Genomic DNA, 20,506 nt, shown 5'->3' on the forward strand with positions numbered 1-20,506 from the left:
GTCAGCGCGCGTGGCTGTTCCGTCGCGCACGTATGAGCGGCAGGCTCAGTGCGAAGAAACAGAGCAGGGCACCAATCAGGGCGAAGCCGCTGCCGGCCAGGAACGCGGTGCGACCATCGTCGATCTTCCACAGTTGGCCGGCAACGAGTGCGCCGAGCACACCGCCGACACCGGACGAGAATCCGTACAGCAGCCCCTGGCCATGCCCATTGAGGCGACCGGGGAAGTAGGTCGCCAGCATCTGCATCGCTGCTGCGAAGAACGCCGCAAAGCCCAGCGCGTGCGCGCTCTGCGCCAGCAGCATCACCGGCAGGTTTTCCGGGAACAGTGCGGTCACGGCCCAGCGCAGGCAGGAACTGACCAGCGCGATCAACAGCATCCAGCTGGCGTCATAGCGGCGGAAGAAGCGGCCGATGGTGAAGAACACGCCCACTTCGAAGACCACACCGATGGTCCACAACAGGCCCAGGGTGGAGGTGCGGTAGCCGTGATGGTCCATGTAGACCGAAAAGAACGTGTAGTACGGGCCGAAAGACAGTTGCTCCATGAAGGCGGCCAGGAAGAACGCCAGCACCGGCGGTCGGCGCACGATCTGCCAGAAGCCGCTGGCGTCGCCGCCGGTCTTGCCGACGCCGCGCGCGTAGTGGTTGCTGAAGGCCGAGGCGACCAGCAGCGCGAACAGTGGCAGCATCATCCACGGCAGCAGCCCGGCGTGGTTGGCCGTGCCGTCATCTTCGATCAGCCAGCCGAACAGGGTCACGACGGCGATGAAGCCGAGCGAGCCCCAGACCCGGATCAACCCGTAGCGATGGCTGTCGTTGCCCAGATGGGTGAGGGTGATCGACTCGAACTGCGGCATCACCGCGTTGTAGAAGAAGCAGAACACCACCATCGCCGGGTACATCCACGGCTGTGGCAGCGGCAGCAGGAATACCGCGAAGCTGAGCAGGGTCAGCACGCAGCCCGCGCGCAGCAGGCGGATCGGTCGTGGCGATGCGGCCGCCAGCGAGGTCCAGGTGCTGGGCGCGATCACGCGGGTGGCGTACCACAGGCCCATCATCACGCTGATGGCCGTCACGCTCATGCCGCGCGCGCTCAGGAACAGGCTCCAGTACGGCGTGAACGCGCCCAGCGCCGCGTAGTAGAACAGGTAGAAGCTGGAGAGGCGTGCAACGGGAACGGTCATCGCGGAATGATGAGGCAAAAAAGGGGACGGAGGGAATTAAGTCGTTTGTGCATAAGCGACTTAATCCCCTCCGTCCCCTTTTTGTGTCATTCGGGGTCGTAGTCGAGGGCGGAGGCCAGCCAGCGTTCGGCCTGGGCGCGGTCCACGCCCTTGCGGCGGGCGTAATCGCTGACCTGTTCGCGGCTGAGCCGGCCGACCACGAAGTACTGGCTCTGCGGATGGCTGAAGTAGTAGCCCGAGACAGCGGCCGTGGGCAGCATCGCGAAGCTCTCGGTCAGTTCCATGCCGGCGTTTGCTTCGGCCTGCAGCAGGTCGAACAGGCGCCGTTTCTCGCTGTGTTCCGGGCAGGCCGGATAGCCAGGCGCCGGCCGGATGCCGCGGTACTGCTCGTCGATCAGGGCGTCGTTGTCCAGCGCCTCGGCGCGCTCATGGCCCCAGAATTCGGTACGCACGCGCTGGTGCAGGCGCTCGGCCAGCGCCTCGGCGAGGCGGTCGGCCAGTGCTTTCAGCAGGATCGCGTTGTAGTCGTCATGCTCGGCCTCGAAGCGCGCGACGTGCGCGTCGATGCCGATACCGGCAGTGACTGCGAACGCGCCGATCCAGTCCTGCTTGCCACTGTCGAGGGGCGCGATGAAATCGGCCAGGCAGAAGTCCGGGCGCTCGGCAGGCTTGTCTACCTGCTGGCGCAGGAAGTGCAGGGTGGTTTCGCCCTTCGGGTGCTGCACGCGGACGTCGTCGCCGATGCTGTTGGCCGGCCACAGGCCGAACACGGCCTTGGCCGTCAGCCACTTCTCGCCGACGATGCGCTCGAGCATCGCGCGCGCATCGCGGTACAGCTCGCTGGCCTGGGTGCCGACGATCTCGTCGGTGAGGATGGCCGGGAACTTGCCGGCCAGCTCCCAGGCCTGGAAGAACGGTGTCCAGTCGATGTAGTCGACCAGTTCGTCCAGCGGGTAGTCATCGAACACGTGCAGGCCGGGTTGTTCCGGTGCCGGTGGCGTGTAGCTGTCCCAGCCGCCCTGGAATTTCTGCGCGCGCGCATGTTCCAGCGTCACCAGGCGCTTGGCGTCGCCACGGTTGCGGTGGCGGGCGCGGATCTCGGCATAGTCGGCCTCGTTGGCCGCGACGAAGGCTTCGCGCAGGTCGCGTGAGATCAGCGACTGGGCCACGCCCACCGCGCGCGAGGCGTCCTTCACCCACACCGTAGGCGCTTTGTAGTGCGGGTCGATCTTCAGCGCGGTGTGCGCGCGCGAGGTGGTGGCGCCGCCGATCAGCAGCGGCAGGTCGAAGCCCTGGCGCTCCATCTCGCGGGCGACGTGGCTCATCTCCTCCAGCGACGGGGTGATCAGTCCGGACAGGCCGACCAGGTCGGCGTTGTGCTCGCGGGCGGCATCGAGGATCTTCTGCGCCGGCACCATCACGCCCAGGTCGACCACCTCGAAGTTGTTGCAGGCCAGGACCACGCCGACGATGTTCTTGCCGATGTCATGCACATCGCCCTTCACCGTGGCCATGATGATCTTGCCATTGCTCTTGGCGGTATCACCGCTGCGTGCCTTCTCCGCCTCGATGTACGGCAGCAGGTAGGCCACCGCCTTCTTCATCACGCGTGCGGATTTCACCACCTGCGGCAGGAACATCTTGCCGGCACCGAACAGGTCGCCCACGATGTTCATGCCGTCCATCAGCGGGCCCTCGATCACGTCCAGCGGGCGGCTGGAGGCCTGCCGGGCCAGCTCGGTGTCTTCCTCGACAAAGGCATCCAGGCCGTGCACCAGCGCATGTGCCAGGCGCTGCGCCACCGGCTTCCCGCGCCAGGCCAGGTCCTCGGTCTTCGCCGCGCCCTTGCTGCCCTTGTAGCGCTCGGCGATCTCCAGCAGGCGCTCGGTGGCATCGCTGCGGCGGTTGAGGATCACGTCCTCGACGCGCTCGCGCAGCTCAGGCTCCAGCTCGTCGTAGATCGGCATGGCGCCGGCGTTGACGATGCCCATGTCCATGCCGGCGGCGATGGCGTGGTAGAGGAACACCGAGTGGATGGCCTGGCGCACCGTTTCGTTGCCGCGGAACGAGAACGAGACGTTGGAGACGCCGCCGGAGACGTGGCAGTGCGGCAGGGTCTGCTTGATGATGCGGGTGGCTTCGATGAAGTCCACCGCATAGTTGTCGTGCTCTTCGATGCCGGTGGCGACGGCGAAGATGTTCGGGTCGAAGATGATGTCCTGCGGCGGGAAGCCGATCTCGTCGACCAGGATGCGGTAGGCGCGGGTGCAGATCTCGACCTTGCGCGCGCAGGTATCGGCCTGCCCACTTTCATCGAAGGCCATGACCACCGCGGCGGCGCCATAGCGCAGGACCTTGCGCGCGTGTTCGCGGAACAGCGCCTCGCCTTCCTTCAGCGAGATCGAATTGACCACGCTCTTGCCCTGCAGGCACTTCAGCCCGGCCTCGATCACGCTCCACTTGGAGGAGTCGACCATGACCGGGATGCGGGCGATGTCCGGCTCGGACATGATCAGGTTGAGGTAGCGGGTCATCGCCGCTTCCGAATCGATCAGGCCCTCGTCCATGTTGACGTCGAGGATCTGCGCGCCGCTGGCGACCTGCTGGCGGGCCACGTCCACCGCTTCTTCGTAGCGGCCTTCCTTGATGAGCTTGCGGAACTGCGCACTGCCGGTGACGTTGGTGCGTTCGCCGACGTTGATGAACAGCAGGTCCGGAGTGATGACCAGGGGTTCCAGGCCGGACAGGCGGGTAGGGCGGACAGGCGTCATGGCAGGCGTCGGCTCAACAGCAGGAGGGCGGGAAGTGTGGAACGGTGGCGGCGACATTCATGCGGCCTGCTCCTGGACACCGGGCAGGGCGCGCGGCGGCAGCCCGGCAACGGCCCGGGCGATCGCACGGATGTGGTCGGGGGTGGAGCCGCAGCAGCCGCCGACCAGGTTCAACAGGCCATCCTCGGCGAAGCCGCGCAGGGTGGTGGCCATCTCTTCAGGCGTTTCGTCGTACTCGCCGAAGGCGTTGGGCAGGCCCGCGTTGGGGTGCGCGCTGACGTAACAGTCGGCGACCTGCGAGAGGGTTTCCACGTGCGGGCGCATCGCCTCGGCGCCCAACGCGCAGTTCAAGCCGATCGACAGCGGGCGCGCATGCGCCAGTGACGCATGGAAGGCCTCGGCGGTCTGCCCGGACAGGGTGCGCCCGGAGGCGTCGGTGATGGTGCCGGAGATCATCACCGGCAGGCGTGCACCACGCGCGTCGAAGGCCTCCTCCAGCGCATACAGCGCGGCCTTGGCATTGAGCGTGTCGAAGATGGTCTCGACCATCAGGGTGTCGGCGCCGCCATCGATCAGGCCCTCGATGGCTTCGCGATAGGTGTCGCGCAACTCGTCGAAGCTGGTGTTGCGGAAGCCCGGATCGTTGACGTCGGGACTGATCGAAGCGGTGCGGCTGGTGGGACCGATCACCCCGATCACGAAGCGCGGCTTGCCCGGCGTGGCCGCAGCCACCGCATCGCAGCAGGCGCGTGCAACGGCGGCGCCGGCCTTGTTCAGCTCGTACACCAGGTGTTCGAGGTGGTAGTCGGCCTGGCTGACCGAAGTGGCGTTGAAGGTGTTGGTCTCGACCAGATCCGCCCCGGCGTCCAGGTATGCGGTATGGATGTCGGCGATGACCTGCGGCCGGGTCAGCAGCAGCAGGTCGTTGTTGCCCTTCAGGTCATGGCCTTCAGATGTGCCGTGGTCGCAGCCGGGACCGTGCGCATGGTCATAGCCACCGGCGAATCGCTCGCCGCGGTAGTCGTCTTCCTGCAGGCCATGGCGCTGGATCATCGTGCCCATCGCGCCGTCGATGATCAGGATCCGCTCGCGCAGGGCGTCGAGCAGGGCGTTGGCACGGTCAGGATGCAACCAGGGCAGGTCGGGCATGGTGGTCTCGGGCTCAGGGCTTGTTGGCGATCAGCGAAATCACTTCGAAGTGCGGCGGACGCTTCTCGCGGGTGACCGTTTCCAGGCTGGACACCTGCAGGCCGGCCTTGTCGACGAACTTGCGCAGCTCCTTGTCGCTGAAGCCGAGGTTGACGTGGCCATAGGCCTCCACCGCTGCCTTGTGCTCGTGACGGGCCAGGCTGCACAGCAGCAGGCGGCCGCCCGGGCGCAGCACGCGTGCGGCTTCGGTTACGGCCTGCGCCGGCTTGCTGGCATAGGTCAGCGCGTGCATCAGCACCACCAGGTCGAAGCTGCCGTCCTTGAACGGCAGGGCATGCATGTCACCCTCGCGGACTTCCACATTGGGCAGCCGGCGCAGGCGCTCGCTGGCAGCGGCGACCACGCGCGCGCTGGTATCGATGCAGATGTAGCGCTTGGCGTGGGGGGCGACCAGTTCGGCCAGCACGCCGTCACCGGAGGCGATGTCCAGCACGTCGCCGGTCTCCAGCAACGGCAAGGCGGTGCGCGCAAGCGCCTCCCAGGTACGGCCCGGAGAGTAGTGGCGCTCCATGTCGCCGGCCACGCTGTCGGCCCAGTTCTGGTCAGAGGCGCGATGGGCCAGCACTGCAGCCACGCGCTCGGCATCCTGGCGCAGCAACGGGTCGTCGCTTCCGTTGCTCAAGGCATGCCACAATGCACGCTGCGCCGGGTCCAGCTGGGCTTCGTCGAAACGGTAGTAGGCCGACACGCCGGCACGGCGGTCGCGGACCAGGCCGGCTTCCTTCAGGCGCGCCAGGTGGGTGGACACGCGCGGCTGCGCCAGCCGGGTGATTGCCGACAGTTCGGCCACGGTCAGTTCCTCCTGCTCCAGCAGCGCCAGCAGGCGCACGCGGGTGGCATCGGCGAACACCTTCAGGCGGGTCGACCAGTCTTCCAGATCCATAAATATCTACCTATCGCGATATAGAGATATATTCGCCGAAAGGGCCTGCCGCGGTCAAGTCGCCAGCGTACGGAAACAGCCGGCCCCCGGTACAATCGGAGCACCTGGGCGCGCCGTATGCGGCCCATAACTTCATGTACCCGGGAGGGTGTTGTGGATTTCAGCTTTACCGAAGAGCAGTTGATGCTGCAGGACGTGGCGCGGCGCATCGCGCAGGAAAAGATCGCCCCCAGCGCGGAGCACCATGACCGCACCGGCGAGTTCCCGCTGGACAACATCCGCCTGCTGGGCGAGAACGGCCTGATGGGCATCGAAGTGCCGACCGAGTACGGCGGTGCGGGCATGGACCCGGTTGCGTACGTGCTGGCGATGGTGGAGGTCGCCGCCGCCGACGCCGCTCACTCGACCATCATGTCGGTCAACAACTCGCTGTTCTGCAACGGCATCCTCACCCACGGTACCGAGCAGCAGAAGCAGACCTACGTGCGTGCCATCGCCGAAGGCACCGCCATCGGCGCGTTCGCGCTGACCGAGCCGCAGTCCGGTTCCGATGCCACTGCCATGCGCTGCCGCGCGGTGAAACAGGCCGACGGCACCTTCGTCATCAACGGCAAGAAGAGCTGGATCACCTCCGGCCCGGTGGCCAAGTACATCGTGCTGTTCGCGATGAGCGAGCCGGACAAGGGCGCGCGCGGCATCACCGCCTTCCTCATCGATACCGACAAGGCCGGTTTCGGTCGTGGCAAGACCGAGCCCAAGCTGGGCATCCGCGCCTCGGCCACCTGCGAGATCGAGTTCAATGATTACGTGGCGCAGGCCGAGGACGTGCTGGGCCAGGAAGGCGAGGGCTTCAAGATCGCCATGAGCGTGCTCGATGCCGGCCGCATCGGTATCGCCTCGCAGGCCATCGGCATCGCCCGTGCCGCCTATGAAGCGACCCTGGAGTACGTGAAGGAGCGCAAGGCCTTCGGTGCCGCCATCGGCACCTTCCAGATGACCCAGGCCAAGATTGCCGACATGAAGTGCAAGCTGGATGCAGCGCTGCTGCTGACGTTGCGCGCGGCTTGGGTGAAGGGCCAGGGCAAGCGCTTCAGCAACGAAGCCGCCATCGCCAAGCTCACCGCCTCGGAAGCGGCGATGTGGATCACCCACCAGGCGGTGCAGATCCACGGCGGCATGGGGTACTCGAAGGAGATGCCGCTGGAGCGTTACTTCCGTGATGCCAAGATCACCGAGATCTATGAAGGCACCTCGGAAATCCAGCGCCTGGTGATCGCCCGCAACGAAACCGGGCTGCGCTGAGACGCAACGGCCGCGCCGCTGCAATGGCGGCGCTGCCAGTCGATCCGCGCCACGCGTGGATGCGCTGTGCTCTTGGCCGAACGATGCCGGATCTGTTCCAATGCAGGCCGTTTCCATACGGTCTGCACAGATGATCTATCGTGGTTGGGGAATCCTGACACTGGTCACGCCGATCGCAGCGATCCTGCTGCTGGCGTATTTCTTCCCGCACGCAGGCCCCAGGGGCAACATCCCACTCTCGCAGGTATTGCTGGGTGCCAGCATTGGCGCGGCGGTGAACGTGCTGCTGGGCCTGTGGCTCAACCGGGCACCCCGGCAGAAGGGCGAAGTGGCGCCCCATCATTTCTTTTTCGTGCCGATGCAGTGGGCTGCACTGGTAATCGTGGCAGTGTGCGTGGTGGTCGCGCTGTTGCGCTGAGACGTGACTCGAACGGAGCCCACCAAGGTTGGCGGCTACCGGGCATGCCGTTGCCCTGGTAGATGCCAACCTTGGTTGGCATGAATTCAAAGGCGGCAAGAAAAAGGCCCCGGATCGCTCCGGGGCCTTTTCGTTTCAGCGCACTGCCGGATCAACGATCCGGGCGGTGTGCAGCATCCGCGTCGCGCTGGCGTTCCATGAACTCCTTGGACGGTTCATCCAGCTTGTCGCCCAGCATGCGGCGCACGACCACGAAGAACACCGGGATCATCAGCAGGCCGAGCAGGGTGGCGAACAGCATGCCGCCGATCACGCCGGTACCGATGGCGTGGCGGGAGTTGGCGCCGGCGCCGGTGGAGATCGCCATCGGGATCACGCCCATGATGAACGCGAACGAGGTCATCAGGATCGGGCGGAAGCGCAGGCGGGCCGCTTCGATGGTGGCATCGCGCAGGTTCTTGCCGGCTGCGCGCTGCTCCACCGCGAACTCCACGATCAGGATCGCGTTCTTCGCGGCCAGGCCGATCACGGTGATCAGGCCGATCTTGAAGAACAGATCGTTGGGCAGGCCGCGCAGCATCGACAGGCCCAGTGCGCCCAGCACGCCCAGCGGCACCACCAGCAGCACTGCCACCGGGATCGACCAGCTTTCATACAGGGCGGCCAGGCACAGGAACACCACCACGATGGACAGCACCAGCAGCAGCGTGGCGGCATTGCCGGCCAGGATTTCCTGGTAGGACATGCCGGACCAGTCGTAGCCGAAGCCGGCCGGCAGGTCGTCGTTGACGATGCTCTCCATGGTCTGCATCGCTTCGCCCGAGCTGGTGCCCGGTGCCTGCGAGCCGACGATGTTGATCGCCGAGTAGCCGTTGTAGCGGCTCAGCGACGGCGGTGCCGACACCCATTCGGACTTGACCACCGTGTTGAGCGGGATCATCGCGTTGGTGCCATCGGCGTTCTGGGTCAGGGTGGAGGGGCTGTAGAAGCTCTTCAGCGACTCCTGGCCGGTGCGGTACGGGCCATCGGCCTGCATGGTCACGCGCTTGATGCGGCCTTCGTAGAAGAAGTCGTTGACATAGACCGGGGCCAGCATCAGCTGGATGGTGCTGTACACGTCCGACACCGACATGCCCATCGACTGCGCCTGCACGCGGTCCACGTGCAGCTGCAGCTGCGGGGCGTTCTCCAGCCCGTTCGGACGCACGCCGACCAGCGCTTCGGGCTTCTGCGCGGCCTTGCCCAGCAGGATGTTGCGCGCCTGGGTCAGCTGTTCGTAGCCGGCACCACTGCGGTCCTGCAGCCACATGTCGAAGCCGCCGAACTGGCCGAGGCCCTGCACGGTGGGCAGGTTGACCACGAAGATCTGCGCTTCCTTGATGCCGTAGAACGCGCCGTTCATGTTCTGGATGAACTCGGGCGCGGTGAACTTGCGTTCCTCCCACGGCTTCAGGCGGATGAAGCCCATGCCCACGTTCTCGCCGGAACCGACGAAGCTGAAGCCGGCCACCTGCAGCATGCCTTCATAGCCATCCTGCTTTTCCAGGATGCCACGCATCTGCGCGAACACTTCGTTGGTCTGGCCCTTGGTCGAGCCCGGCGGCAGCTGCACGATCGCCAGCGCATAGCCCTGGTCTTCTTCCGGCAGGAAGCTGCCCGGCATGCGGGTGAACAGGAAGCCGCACAGCGCGGTCAGCACCACGAACAGGATCATCCAGCGCGGCGCATGGCGCACCGCCGAGGTGATGTGGCCCACGTAGGTGTGGCTGATCTTGTCGTAGTACTTGTTGAAGGTGCGGTAGACGATGTTCGGGTTGTCGTTGTGCGTCGGCTTGAGGAAGGTCGCGCACAGCGCCGGGGTGAAGCCCAGTGCCAGGAACGCCGAGAACGCCATCGAGATGGCGATGGTCAGGGCGAACTGCTTGTAGATCTCACCGGCGGCGCCGCCCTGCAGGGCGGACGGGATGAACACCGCCGCCAGCACGACGGTGATCGCCACCACCGCGCCGGTGATCTGGGTCATTGCCTTCTGCGTGGCCGGCTTCGGCGCCAGGCCTTCCTCGCTCATGATGCGTTCGACGTTCTCGATCACCACGATCGCATCGTCGACCACGATGCCGATCGCCAGCACCATCGCGAACAGGGTCAGCTGGTTGATCGTGAAGCCGATCATCCACATGCCCAGGAAGGTACCGAGCAGGGCGACGGGGATGACCAGGGTCGGGATCAGTGTGGCGCGGAAGTTCTGCAGGAAGATCAGCATCACCAGGAACACCAGCAGGACCGCTTCAAACAGGGTCTTGACCACTTCCTGGATCGAGATCTTGACGAAGGTGGTGCTGTCGTACGGCGAGAACCAGGTCACCCCGGACGGGAAACTGGGCTGCAGCTCGTCCATCTTGGCGCGCACCGCTTCGGCCACGTTCAGGGCGTTGGCGCCCGGCAGCAGCTGGATGGCGAAGGCGCCGGTCGGCTTGCCGTTGTACTGGGTGTCGAAGCCGTAGTTGTTGGCACCGAAGGCGACGCGGGCGATGTCCTTGAGCAGCACGCGCGAGCCATCGGCGTTGGCGCGCAGGATGATGTTCTCGAATTCCTGCGGCGAGCTGAAGCGGCCTTCGGCCGAGACCGTGGCGGTGAAGTGCTGGCCTTCCGGCGACGGGTCCGAACCCAGCGCACCGGCGGCGAACTGCACGTTCTGCGCACGTACCGCGGCCAGTACCTGGCTGGCCGACAGGCCATAGCCCTGCATCTTCTCCGGGTTCAGCCAGATGTTCATGGCGTACTCGGAACCGAACTGCTGGGTGCTGCCGACGCCGGGGATACGCGAGACCTGGTCGAGCACGCGCGAGCCGACGATGTCGTTCAGGGCGTCACGGTTGATGGTCGGGGTATCGGACTGCAGCGCCACCACCATCAGGAAGCCGGCATTGGCCTTGGCCACCACCACGCCCTGCTGGGTCACTTCCGAAGGCAGTCGTGGCGTGGCCAGCGACACCTTGTTCTGCACCTGCACCTGGGCGATGTCCGGATCGGTACCGGTCTCGAAGGTCAGGGTGATCTGCGCGCGGCCGTTGGAGGCCGACGAGGAGCTGAAGTACAGCAGGTGATCGATACCGGTCAGCTGCTGCTCGATCACCTGGGTGACCGATTTCTCGGTGGTGTCCGCGCTGGCGCCCGGGTAGGTCGCCGAGACGGTGACCTGCGGCGGGGCGATGTTGGGATAGGACTCCACGCCCAGGTTGAGGATCGCGATCACGCCGCTGAGCGAGATCAGGATCGCAACCACCCAGGCGAAGACTGGATGTTCGATGAAAAATTTAGGCATGACGGAAGGTTCCCGTTACTGCTTGTTCGAATCGGTGGCGGCCGGCTTGGCCGCATCGGCCTGTTCCGGCTTGGCCGCGTCGGCCGGTGCCTTGCCTGCCGCCGGTGCTGCGCCCGCCGGAGCGGCGCCGCCTGCGGCAGGCTTGCCGTTGGCGTCCTGCCCCGGGGTCCACGGCTTGGCCACCGCCGGTGCACCTTCCTTGACCTTCTGCACGCCGGCCACGATCACCTTGTCACCGGCGGCCAGACCGTCGCTGACCAGCCAGTTGCCGTTCTGCGCGCCATCGGTCTTCACGTTCTTGCGCACCACCTTGCCGTCGGCACCGACCACCATCACGTAGCCGCCGGTGGTGTCACGCAGCAGCGCCTGCTGCGGCACCAGGTAGGCATTGTTGCGCTCGCCCAGGTTGGCCTGGAAGCTGACGAAGGCGCCCGGCAGCAGGATCTGCTGCGGGTTCGGCAGCAGCGCACGCAGCGACACCGCACCGGTGGCCGGGTCGACCGTGGTCGAGGAGAAGTCCAGCGTGCCCGGCTCACCATAGGTGCTGCCGTCGGCCAGCTTGACGTTGACCGTGGCCTTGCCGTCGCCGGACAGCGCCAGCGAGCCCTTGGCCTGCTGCGCGCGCAGCTGGGTCAGCTCATCCACGCTCAGCGAGAAGTTCACATACAGCGGGTCGAGCTGGTCAACGGTGGTCAGCAGGGTCACATCGCCCTGGCCGACCAGCGCGCCCTCGGTGACCTGCTGCTTGTTGGCCACGCCACTGATCGGCGCGGTCACTTCGGCGTAGCCCAGGTTGATCCGCGAAGAGGTCACTGCCGCTTCGGCCTGCTTGACGGCGGCCAGGGCGGTGCGCTCGGCCGATTCGGCGTTGTCCAGGTCGGACTTGGAGACGAACTGCTGCGGCGCCAGCGAGCGCGCGCGATCGGCGGCGACCTTGGCATTGGCGTAGGTGGCGCGGGCCGAAGCGAGCTGGGCCTCGGAGGCGTTGAGCGAGGCACGCAACGGCGCCGGGTCGATCAGGAACAGGGTCTGGCCCTGCTTGACCTGCGAGCCTTCCTGGTAAACGCGCTTGAGCAGCACGCCGGGTACGCGTGCGCGGACGTCGGCGCTGCGGAACGGCGACAGGCGGCCGACCAGCTCGCGCTGCAGCGGCAGGGTCTGCGGCTTGGCGTCGATCACGCCCACCTCCGGCGGCGGGGGCGTCTGCTGTTCCGGCTTCTTGCAGGCAGCCAGCGCGACAGCAACGGCGCACGTCAAGGCAAGGGTGCGGAGTGGGGCGGTCATCAGGAGGAACTCCGGGGTTGGTTTGTAGACGGGGCCGTCGACGGCTGTGGCGCGAACGCGCGCAGGAAGCTGTCGACGGAGAACTCTGCCCAGCGCCGACGCAGGAGCGCGTCATCACGATGGGGGGTATGGAAGCGCTGTTTGTCGAAATCCTGACCGGCGATCATGCTCAGCAGCAGTTCGGCCATGAAGTGCGGGTCGTCATGCCGGAGCTGGCCTTGCATGCAAACGGTTTCAATCCATTCAGCAAGATGAAGCGTCAGCGCGCCGGCACCGTGCCGGTACAGCGTACGCGCCTCTTCGGGAAACTGGGCTGCCTCGGCTGCAATCAGCCGGCAGGCCTGTCCTACATGCGGTTGGTTGAAATGCTCCAGGAAGTCGGTGGCGAACTGGAGAAGGCTGGCACGCAGGTCGTCACCGCGGAGTGCACGCAGCATGGCCCCGGTGGCGTGGCCGACGTGGCGCTGCATCACCCGGCGCAGCAGTTCCTGCTTGCTGCCGTAGCGCGAGTACAGGGTCTGCTTGGAGCAGCCGGCATGCTGGGCCACCGCGTCCATGCTCATCTGCATGCCCTGCTCGGCCAGCAGTCTGCGCACGGCATCGAACACGCGCTCATCGCGCGCGTCGAGGGCAACGGGGAGGTAGGCCGGGTTCACGCGGTGGACTATACCGTCCAGTTCAGGATTGTGGAATCGAATCGGCGTCGCCGCGTGTGTCTTCCGGTAACACGCTTTGCCGATCCTGTCGGCAGTGCTGAAGCAGACGCCAGCTCCATACCGCAGCGAACTGAATAGGCGTCTAAACCGCAGCAAACCCGAATCTGCTTATTCCGTCCTGCAGCAAGGCCTTTTCGTGCGGTAGGGCTACAATTTCATTTTCCCAACTGAGCAAGCGCATCGCTCTGCCATGAAACCGCAAAAAACCGCAGCCAAGACCGTGAAGAACAAGACGAAACCAGCAGAGTCGGAGGTCGCAGTGACCGCTGGTTTCTCCCTGGAGCCGGTGTACACGGCCTTGCGCAAGCGCTACCCCGCGGCCGCACAGGCCGAAGCAGTGGCCTTTGCCACTGACTTCTACAAGCGCATGGAGTCGGACGAGTTCCCGCACCACAGCGCTGAAGAGTGGGCCGCTCTCGCGGCTGAGACGCTGGAATTCGCCCGTGCCCGCAAGGCCGGCAAGGCCAACGTCCGCGTGTTCAATCCGACCGCGAAGGCCAACGGTTGGGAATCGCCGCACACCGTGCTGCAGATCGTCAACGACGACATGCCGTTCCTGGTCGACACCGTCACCATGTCGCTGGCCGAACAGGGCGTGGGTGTCCACGTGCTGGGCCACCCGGTGCTGCGCTTCACCCGCGACAAGGCCGGCAAGCTGGTCAAGGTCGGCGAGGGTGATGCCGAGTCGGTGATGCTGCTGGAAATCGACCGCCAACCGGCCGAAGCCATGGCGGCCATCGAGCAGGCCATCAACAAGGCGCTGGATGAAGTGCGTGCGATCGTGCGTGACTGGCAGCCGATGAAGGACAAGGCGCTGGCACTGGCCGACGACCTGGGCAGCCGCCAGCTGCCGGTCGACGCAGCCTCGCGCAAGGAAGCACAGGAGTTCCTGCGCTGGGCCGCCGACAACCACTTCACCTTCTTCGGCTACCGCGAATACCGCGTCGAGAAGCAGGGCAAGGAAGAGGTGCTGGCGCCGCTGAACGATACCGGCCTGGGCCTGATGCGCGGCAAGGACAAGTCCGCCGCCCGTCCGGTCAAGACCCTGGCCGCGCAGGGCCTGAACACCACGTCCGGTCTGAAGGATGCGCTGATCCTGACCAAGACCAATGCCCGTTCGCGCGTGCATCGCGCTGGCTACATGGATTACATCGGCGTGCTGGAATTCGACGCCAAGGGCAAGATCATCGGCGAGCAGCGCTTCCTCGGCCTGTTCACCTCCAGCGCCTACAACCGCCGCCCGTGGGAAATCCCGCTGGTGCGCCAGCGCCACGAGCACGTGATGAAGCAGTCGGGCCTGGCCCCGGCCAGCCACAGTGGCAAGGCCCTGCGCCACATCCTGGAAACCCTGCCGCGCGAAGAACTGTTCCAGTCCAGCGAGGACGAACTGTTCCGCACCGCGATGGGCGTGCTGGGCCTGCAGGAGCGCGTGCGCAGCCGCCTGTTCCTGCGCCGCGACAAGTACAGCCGTTTCATCTCCGCGCTGGTCTACCTGCCGCGTGAGCGCTTCAACACCGACGTGCGCCTGCGCATCGAAGCGATGCTGAAGGACGCGCTGCACGGCGAGTACGTCGACAGCTCGGTGGTGCTGGGCGAATCGCCGCTGGCCCAGGTGCACCTGATCGTGCGCCCGAAGCCGGGTGAGATGCTCGACGTCGATACCGCCGAACTGGAGCAGAAGCTGGCCCAGGTGCTGCGCAACTGGCAGGACGACCTGCGCGAAGCGCTGGTGGCCCGCCACGGCGAGACCGAAGGCCTGCGCATCGCCGCCCGTATCGGCAAGGCGCTGCCGGCCGGCTACATCGAAGACAACAGCACCGCGGTTGCCGCCAACGATGTCAGCCAGCTCGACGCCCTGACCGGCCCGGACGACCTGCGCCTGAGCCTGCAGGCCGTGCCGCGCGAAAGCGGTGATGGCCTGCGCCTGAAGCTGTATCGCCAGCTGGACGACATTCCGCTGTCGGACGCGCTGCCGATGATGGAAAACATGGGCCTGCGCGTGATCGCCGAGCGTCCGTACCGCCTGTCGGTTGACAACGCCCCGGTGTACGTGCAGGACTTCGAGGTCGAGTCGACCGCCGGCGCGATCGATGCCGCCAGTGTCGATGAAGCCTTCGGCGAGACCTTCGCCCGCGTCTGGCACGGCGATGCCGAGAACGACGGCTTCAACCGCCTGGTGCTGGCTGCCGGCCTGCACTGGCGCCAGGTCGCCATGCTGCGCGGCTACTGCAAGTACCTGCTGCAGACCGGCGTGCCGTTCTCCCAGGCCTACGTGGAAGGCACCTTCGCGCGCTACCCGCTGCTGGCCCGCCTGCTGGTCGAGCTGTTCGAAGCCCGCTTCGATCCGGCCACCGGCCACGAAAGCAAGGACGACATCGCCGCCGGCCAGGCCCAGCTGAAGGCCCACTTCGACGTGCTGGCTGCCGGTGACGATGCCACCCTGAAGGTGCTCAAGACCGTGGTCGACGCCCGCAAGGGTGACCGCGACGCGCAGATGCAGGCCGCGCGCGATGCGCTGCTGAAGCTGATGGACCGCGTGTCCAGCCTGGACGAGGACCGCATCCTGCGCTCGTTCATGGGCGTGATCGACGCGACCCTGCGTACCAGCTACTACCAGACCGATGCCAACGGCCAGCACGGCCATGTCATCAGCTTCAAGTTCGATTCGGCGCTGGTGCCGGACCTGCCGAAGCCGCGCCCGTACCGCGAGATCTTCGTCTACGGCCCGCGCGTGGAAGGTACCCACCTGCGCTTCGGCGCGGTCGCCCGTGGTGGCCTGCGCTGGTCGGACCGTCGCGAAGACTTCCGTACCGAAGTGCTGGGCCTGGTCAAGGCACAGATGGTCAAGAACACCGTCATCGTGCCGGTCGGCGCGAAGGGCGGCTTCTTCGCCAAGACCCCGCCGGTGAACGGCGACCGTGATGCGATCTTCGCCAACGGCGTGGCCTGCTACAAGCTGTTCATCCAGGGCCTGCTGGACATCACCGACAACATCGTCAACAACAAGATCGTGCCGCCGGTGGATGTCGTGCGCCACGACATGGACGATCCGTACCTGGTGGTGGCCGCCGACAAGGGCACTGCGACCTTCTCCGACATCGCCAACGGCCTGGCCATCGCGCACGGCTTCTGGATGGGCGATGCGTTCGCCTCCGGTGGTTCGGTCGGTTATGACCACAAGGGCATGGGCATCACCGCACGCGGTGCGTGGGAGTCGGTCAAGCGCCACTTCCGTGCGCTGGGCCGTGACAGCCAGAGCCAGGACTTCACTGCGGTCGGCGTCGGCGACATGTCCGGCGACGTGTTCGGCAACGGCATGCTGCTGTCGCGCCACATCCGCCTGGTGGCTGCGTTCGATCACCGCCACATCTTCCTGGACCCGAACCCGGATGCGGCCACCACGTTCGTCGAACGTGAGCGCCTGTTCACGGTGCCGCGTTCGAGCTGGGCGGACTACGATGCCAAGCTGATCAGCAAGGGCGGCGGCGTGTACCCGCGCAGCCTGAAGTCGATCGAGATCACCCCGCAGGTGCGTGAAGCGCTGGGCCTGGACGAGAACGTCAAGGCGCTGTCGCCCAACGAACTGATGAGCGCGATCCTGAAGGCACCGGTCGACCTGCTGTGGAACGGCGGCATCGGTACCTACGTCAAGGCCGCCAGCGAGCAGCACAGCGATGTCGGCGACCGTGCCAACAACGCGCTGCGCGTGAACGGTGGCGAGCTGCGCTGCAAGGTCGTGGGCGAGGGCGGCAACCTGGGCATGACCCAGCTGGGCCGCATCGAAGCCGCGCAGGCCGGCGTGCTGCTCAACACCGACTTCATCGACAACTCGGCCGGTGTCGACACCTCCGACCATGAAGTCAACATCAAGATCCTGCTCAACGATGTGGTGCGGGCCAAGAAGCTGACCGTCGAGCAGCGCAACAAGCTGCTGGCCTCGATGACCGATGAAGTCGCCGAGCTGGTGCTCAACGACAACTACCGCCAGAACCAGGCGCTGAGCCTGATGGAGCGGATGGCGGTCAAGCGCCTGGGTTCCAAGCAGCACTTCATCCGTACCCTGGAACAGCAGGGCCTGCTTGATCGCCAGATCGAGTTCCTGCCGTCCGATGCCGAGCTGTCGCAGCGCAAGGCGCGCGGCCAGGGCCTGACCCGTCCGGAACTGTCGGTGCTGCTGTCCTACTCCAAGCTGGTGGCATTCGCCCAGCTGCTGGATTCGGACATCCCGGAAGATCCGTACCTGTCCAAGGAACTGCAGCGCTACTTCCCGACCCCGCTGCAGAAGAAGTACGCCGACGCAATGGAGCGTCACCGCCTGAAGCGCGAAATCATCGCCACGGCCGTGACCAACCAGACCATCAACCGCATGGGCGCTACTTTCCTGATGCGCATGCAGGAAGACACCGGCCGTTCCATCGCCGAGGTTGCCAAGGCCTACACCATCAGCCGTGAAACGCTGGATGCACGCGCGCTGTGGGCGCAGATCGATGCCCTCGACGGCAAGGTGCCGGAGTCGGTGCAGATCGACGCCCTGGAAGTGATCTGGAAGCTGCAGCGCTCGTTCGTGCGCTGGCTGCTGTCGCGCCCCGGCGCGATGCCCGGCATCACCGAAGCGGTCAACCGCTACCAGGGCCCGTTCAACGATATCCGCGTTGCCTCGGGTGTGCTGCCGGATTCGCAGCGTCCGACCTACGAAGCCCTGGTGGCCGAGTGGAAGGAAAAGGGCCTGCCGTCCGCGCTGGCGCAGCAGCTGGCCGAACTGCACTTCCTGGAGCCGGCGTTCGACATCATCGAACTGGCCCGTACCCGCAAGCTGAAGCCGGTGGACGTGTCCAAGGTCCACTTCCGCCTGGGCGATGCCCTGCAGCTGCCGTGGCTGTTCGAGCAGGTCGATGCGCTGGAGGTCAATGGCCGTTGGCACGCGGTGGCACGTGGCGTGCTGCGTGACGAGCTGGCCGCCAACCACCGCAACCTGGCGGGCCAGGTGCTGGGTACCAAGGGCAGCAGTGCTGAAGCAAAGGTGGCGGCCTGGATGGGTCGCGACGACAGCAGCCTGCGCTTCACCCTGGCGATGCTGGCCGAACTGGCCGAGCAGAAGACCCTGGACTACCCGACCGTTTCGGTCGCGGTGCAGCGCCTGGGTCAGCTCGCTGCGCATGGTGCGTAAGCGCATTCGCGCTGACGCCCCACGGTTTGCTCTGCAAACCGTGGGCCCCATGCCAACCATGCTCCCAGACCCCCGCGCCGTTGGCGCGCCCCCCTGACTCAGGGGGGCTCCTGATCTGCAGCAGTTGGAGGAACGGCCCCGCGAAAGCGGGGCCGTTCTGCATTGCCGGGTAGTGCCGGGCGCTGGCCGGCAACCGCACGGACCACAATCGGGTGCAGCTGCCGGCCAGCGGCCGGCACTACCGGGTATGCTCTTGCTGGCACACCCACCCGGATCCACCGATGAGCGACACCCCCCGCATCGCTTTCCTGGCCAGCGCCACCGAACCTGCACAGATGGCCCGCGCCGCGATGGTCTCGCGTTATGGCGATCACGCGCCGGAGCAGGCCGACGTGCTGTGTCCGCTGGGGGGCGACGGCTTCATGCTGCAGACCCTGCACCGGCATGGGCACCTGGGCAAGCCGGTGTTCGGCATGAAGCTGGGCACCGTCGGCTTCCTGATGAACCAGTACCGTGGCGACGACGACGTGCAGGCCCGCATTGCGCGTGCCGAACCGGCCAACCTGCGCCCGCTGGAAATGGTGGCGCTGACCGAGTCGGGCACCAGTACCGGTTCGCTGGCCTACAACGATGTCTCGCTGCTGCGCCAGACCCGGCAGGCCGCGCATATCGGCATCGACCTCAACGGCCAGGAACGCGTGGCCGAGCTGATCGGTGACGGCGTGCTGGTGGCCACCCCGGCGGGCAGCACCGCCTACAACTATTCCGCGCATGGCCCGGTATTGCCGCTGGGCTCGCACACCATCGCGCTGACGCCGTTGGCCCCGTACCGGCCGCGTCGCTGGCGCGGGGCGATCCTCAAGGCCGATACCGAGGTGCGCTTCCGCGTGCTCGATCCGTACAAGCGCCCGGTCAGCGTCACGGCGGATTCGCACGAGACCCGCGACGTGGTCGAGGTGACCATCCGCGAGTCGAAGGACCGCCGCGTGACCCTGCTGTTCGACCCGGAGCACAACCTGGAAGACCGGATCCTGAGCGAACAGTTCGTTTTTTGAGGACAATGGGCGGCCGGCCCCGCCGACCGCTTGAAGGACCCCCACCGATGGGCGACAACTCCCCCCGTTTGCTGACCGTCGCGGTGACCTCGCGCGCGCTGTTCGACCTCGAGGAAAGCCATGCGCTGTTCGAAAGTGATGGCGTGGCGGCCTACGCCGAATTCCAGCGCCAGCACGAGGACGATATCCTCGGCCCCGGCGTGGCCTTCCCGGTGGTGCGCAAGCTGCTGGCGCTGAACCAGGGCGCCAGCCCGGAGAACCCGCGGGTCGAGGTGATCCTGCTGTCGCGCAACTCGGCCGATACCGGCCTGCGCATCTTCAATTCGATCCAGCACTATGGGCTGGGCATCATCCGCGCGACCTTCACCGCCGGCGAGCCGACCTGGCCGTACGTGAAGCCGTTCGGTACCGACCTGTTCCTGTCGGCCAACCCCGAATCGGTGCGCAGCGCGCTGCGTCATGGCATCGCGGCGGCAACCATCCTGCCCAAGCCGCCGGGCGAGACCGCTGCGGCAGCCGCCGACCAGATCGATACTGGTCGCCCGGCCGGCCAGCTGCGCATCGCCTTCGATGGTGACGCGGTGATCTTCGGTGACGAGAGCGAGCGCATCTCGCGCGAGCAGGGCGTGGAAGCGTTTGGCCGCCACGAGCGCGAGCGCGCCCGCGAGCCGCTCAGCGGCGGACCCTTCCGTGGCTTCCTGTCGGCCCTGCATACGCTGCAGGAAGTGTTCCCGGCCGGCGAGAGCGCGCCGATCCGTACCGCGCTCGTCACCGCGCGTTCGGCACCGGCGCATGAGCGGGTGATCCGCACCCTGCGCGAGTGGGGCGTGCGCCTGGACGAGGCACTGTTCCTGGGCGGCCGTCACAAGGGCCCGTTCCTGCAGGCCTTCGGTGCCGACATCTTCTTCGACGATTCGCAGCACAACATCGACAGCGCCCGCGAGCATGTGGCCGCCGGCCACGTGCCGCACGGCGTCGCCAACGAGGGGTAGGGCGGACTCGACCGGTAGGTGCCAACCGTTGGTTTGCACTGCCTAGGACCCATGCCCACCAAGGTGGGCATCTACCACAGCCACATGCCCACCAAGGTGGGCATCTACCACAGCGACATGCCCACCAAGGTGGGCATCTACCAGAGCCACATGCCCCGGTAGTTGCCAACCTTGGTTGGCGCTGCCGTCAGGCCACGG

At 66.3% G+C, this 20,506-nt stretch carries 12 protein-coding genes; 5 read left to right on the top strand and 7 right to left on the bottom strand.

From position 1 onward, the window contains the following. Window position 1 precedes the first annotated feature (1 nt). From VG566_RS07200 to VG566_RS07215, 4 genes are all read right to left on the bottom strand, one after another. Window positions 2–1,186 carry an MFS transporter gene (locus VG566_RS07200; protein WP_241884887.1) on the bottom strand — a complete coding sequence of 395 codons (1,185 nt, stop codon included), beginning with the start codon at window positions 1,184–1,186 and terminating at the stop codon, window positions 2–4. 86 nt (window positions 1,187–1,272) lie between these two features. Next, a complete protein-coding gene (metH, locus tag VG566_RS07205; RefSeq protein WP_241884886.1) occupies window positions 1,273–3,957 on the bottom strand; it encodes a methionine synthase in 2,685 nt (894 codons plus the stop codon). A gap of 57 nt (window positions 3,958–4,014) precedes the next feature. Beyond that, window positions 4,015–5,106, bottom strand: coding sequence for a homocysteine S-methyltransferase family protein (locus VG566_RS07210; RefSeq protein WP_241884885.1), 1,092 nt, complete (start codon window positions 5,104–5,106; stop codon window positions 4,015–4,017). Between the two features lie 13 nt (window positions 5,107–5,119). Continuing rightward, a complete protein-coding gene (locus VG566_RS07215; protein ID WP_014037755.1) occupies window positions 5,120–6,049 on the bottom strand; it encodes an ArsR/SmtB family transcription factor in 930 nt (309 codons plus the stop codon). 153 nt (window positions 6,050–6,202) lie between these two features. On the opposite strand from VG566_RS07215, the gene VG566_RS07220 reads away from it, so the two are divergent. Then, on the top strand, window positions 6,203–7,351 hold the full coding sequence (locus tag VG566_RS07220) for an acyl-CoA dehydrogenase family protein (protein ID WP_049442456.1): 1,149 nt from the start codon (window positions 6,203–6,205) through the stop codon (window positions 7,349–7,351). A 130-nt stretch (window positions 7,352–7,481) separates the two neighbouring features. After that, window positions 7,482–7,769 (top strand): hypothetical protein, encoded by a 288-nt coding sequence (locus tag VG566_RS07225; protein WP_241884888.1) that lies wholly within the window; start codon window positions 7,482–7,484, stop codon window positions 7,767–7,769. A gap of 151 nt (window positions 7,770–7,920) precedes the next feature. Here VG566_RS07225 and VG566_RS07230 read toward each other — a convergent pair whose 3' ends face one another. From VG566_RS07230 to VG566_RS07240, 3 genes are read right to left on the bottom strand one after another with little or no spacing between them, the layout of a single operon-like run. Continuing rightward, window positions 7,921–11,094 (bottom strand): multidrug efflux RND transporter permease subunit, encoded by a 3,174-nt coding sequence (locus VG566_RS07230; protein ID WP_046431562.1) that lies wholly within the window; start codon window positions 11,092–11,094, stop codon window positions 7,921–7,923. Between the two features lie 15 nt (window positions 11,095–11,109). Beyond that, complete coding sequence (locus VG566_RS07235; protein ID WP_032962064.1) at window positions 11,110–12,378, bottom strand: efflux RND transporter periplasmic adaptor subunit; 1,269 nt, start codon at window positions 12,376–12,378, stop codon at window positions 11,110–11,112. Then, window positions 12,378–13,034 carry a TetR/AcrR family transcriptional regulator gene (locus VG566_RS07240; protein ID WP_032962062.1) on the bottom strand — a complete coding sequence of 219 codons (657 nt, stop codon included), beginning with the start codon at window positions 13,032–13,034 and terminating at the stop codon, window positions 12,378–12,380. The genes VG566_RS07235 and VG566_RS07240 overlap by 1 nt, the downstream gene beginning before the upstream one ends. A 250-nt stretch (window positions 13,035–13,284) precedes the next feature. Here VG566_RS07240 and VG566_RS07245 point away from each other — a divergent pair, with 250 nt between their 5' ends. From VG566_RS07245 to VG566_RS07255, 3 genes are all read left to right on the top strand, one after another. Next, complete coding sequence (locus VG566_RS07245) at window positions 13,285–18,261, top strand: NAD-glutamate dehydrogenase domain-containing protein (protein ID WP_241884884.1); 4,977 nt, start codon at window positions 13,285–13,287, stop codon at window positions 18,259–18,261. 281 nt (window positions 18,262–18,542) lie between these two features. Then, the gene (locus VG566_RS07250; protein ID WP_032962058.1) at window positions 18,543–19,316 is read left to right on the top strand and encodes an NAD kinase; all 774 of its coding nucleotides are present in this window, start codon (window positions 18,543–18,545) and stop codon (window positions 19,314–19,316) included. A gap of 47 nt (window positions 19,317–19,363) precedes the next feature. Beyond that, window positions 19,364–20,308, top strand: a complete 945-nt coding sequence (locus VG566_RS07255) for a 5'-nucleotidase (RefSeq protein ID WP_005410242.1) — start codon at window positions 19,364–19,366, stop codon at window positions 20,306–20,308. The last annotated feature ends 198 nt before the right edge of the window (window positions 20,309–20,506 follow it).

The organism is Stenotrophomonas sp. CASM114 (assembly GCF_049384325.1).
In the GTDB taxonomy this organism is placed as follows: domain Bacteria; phylum Pseudomonadota; class Gammaproteobacteria; order Xanthomonadales; family Xanthomonadaceae; genus Stenotrophomonas; species Stenotrophomonas muris.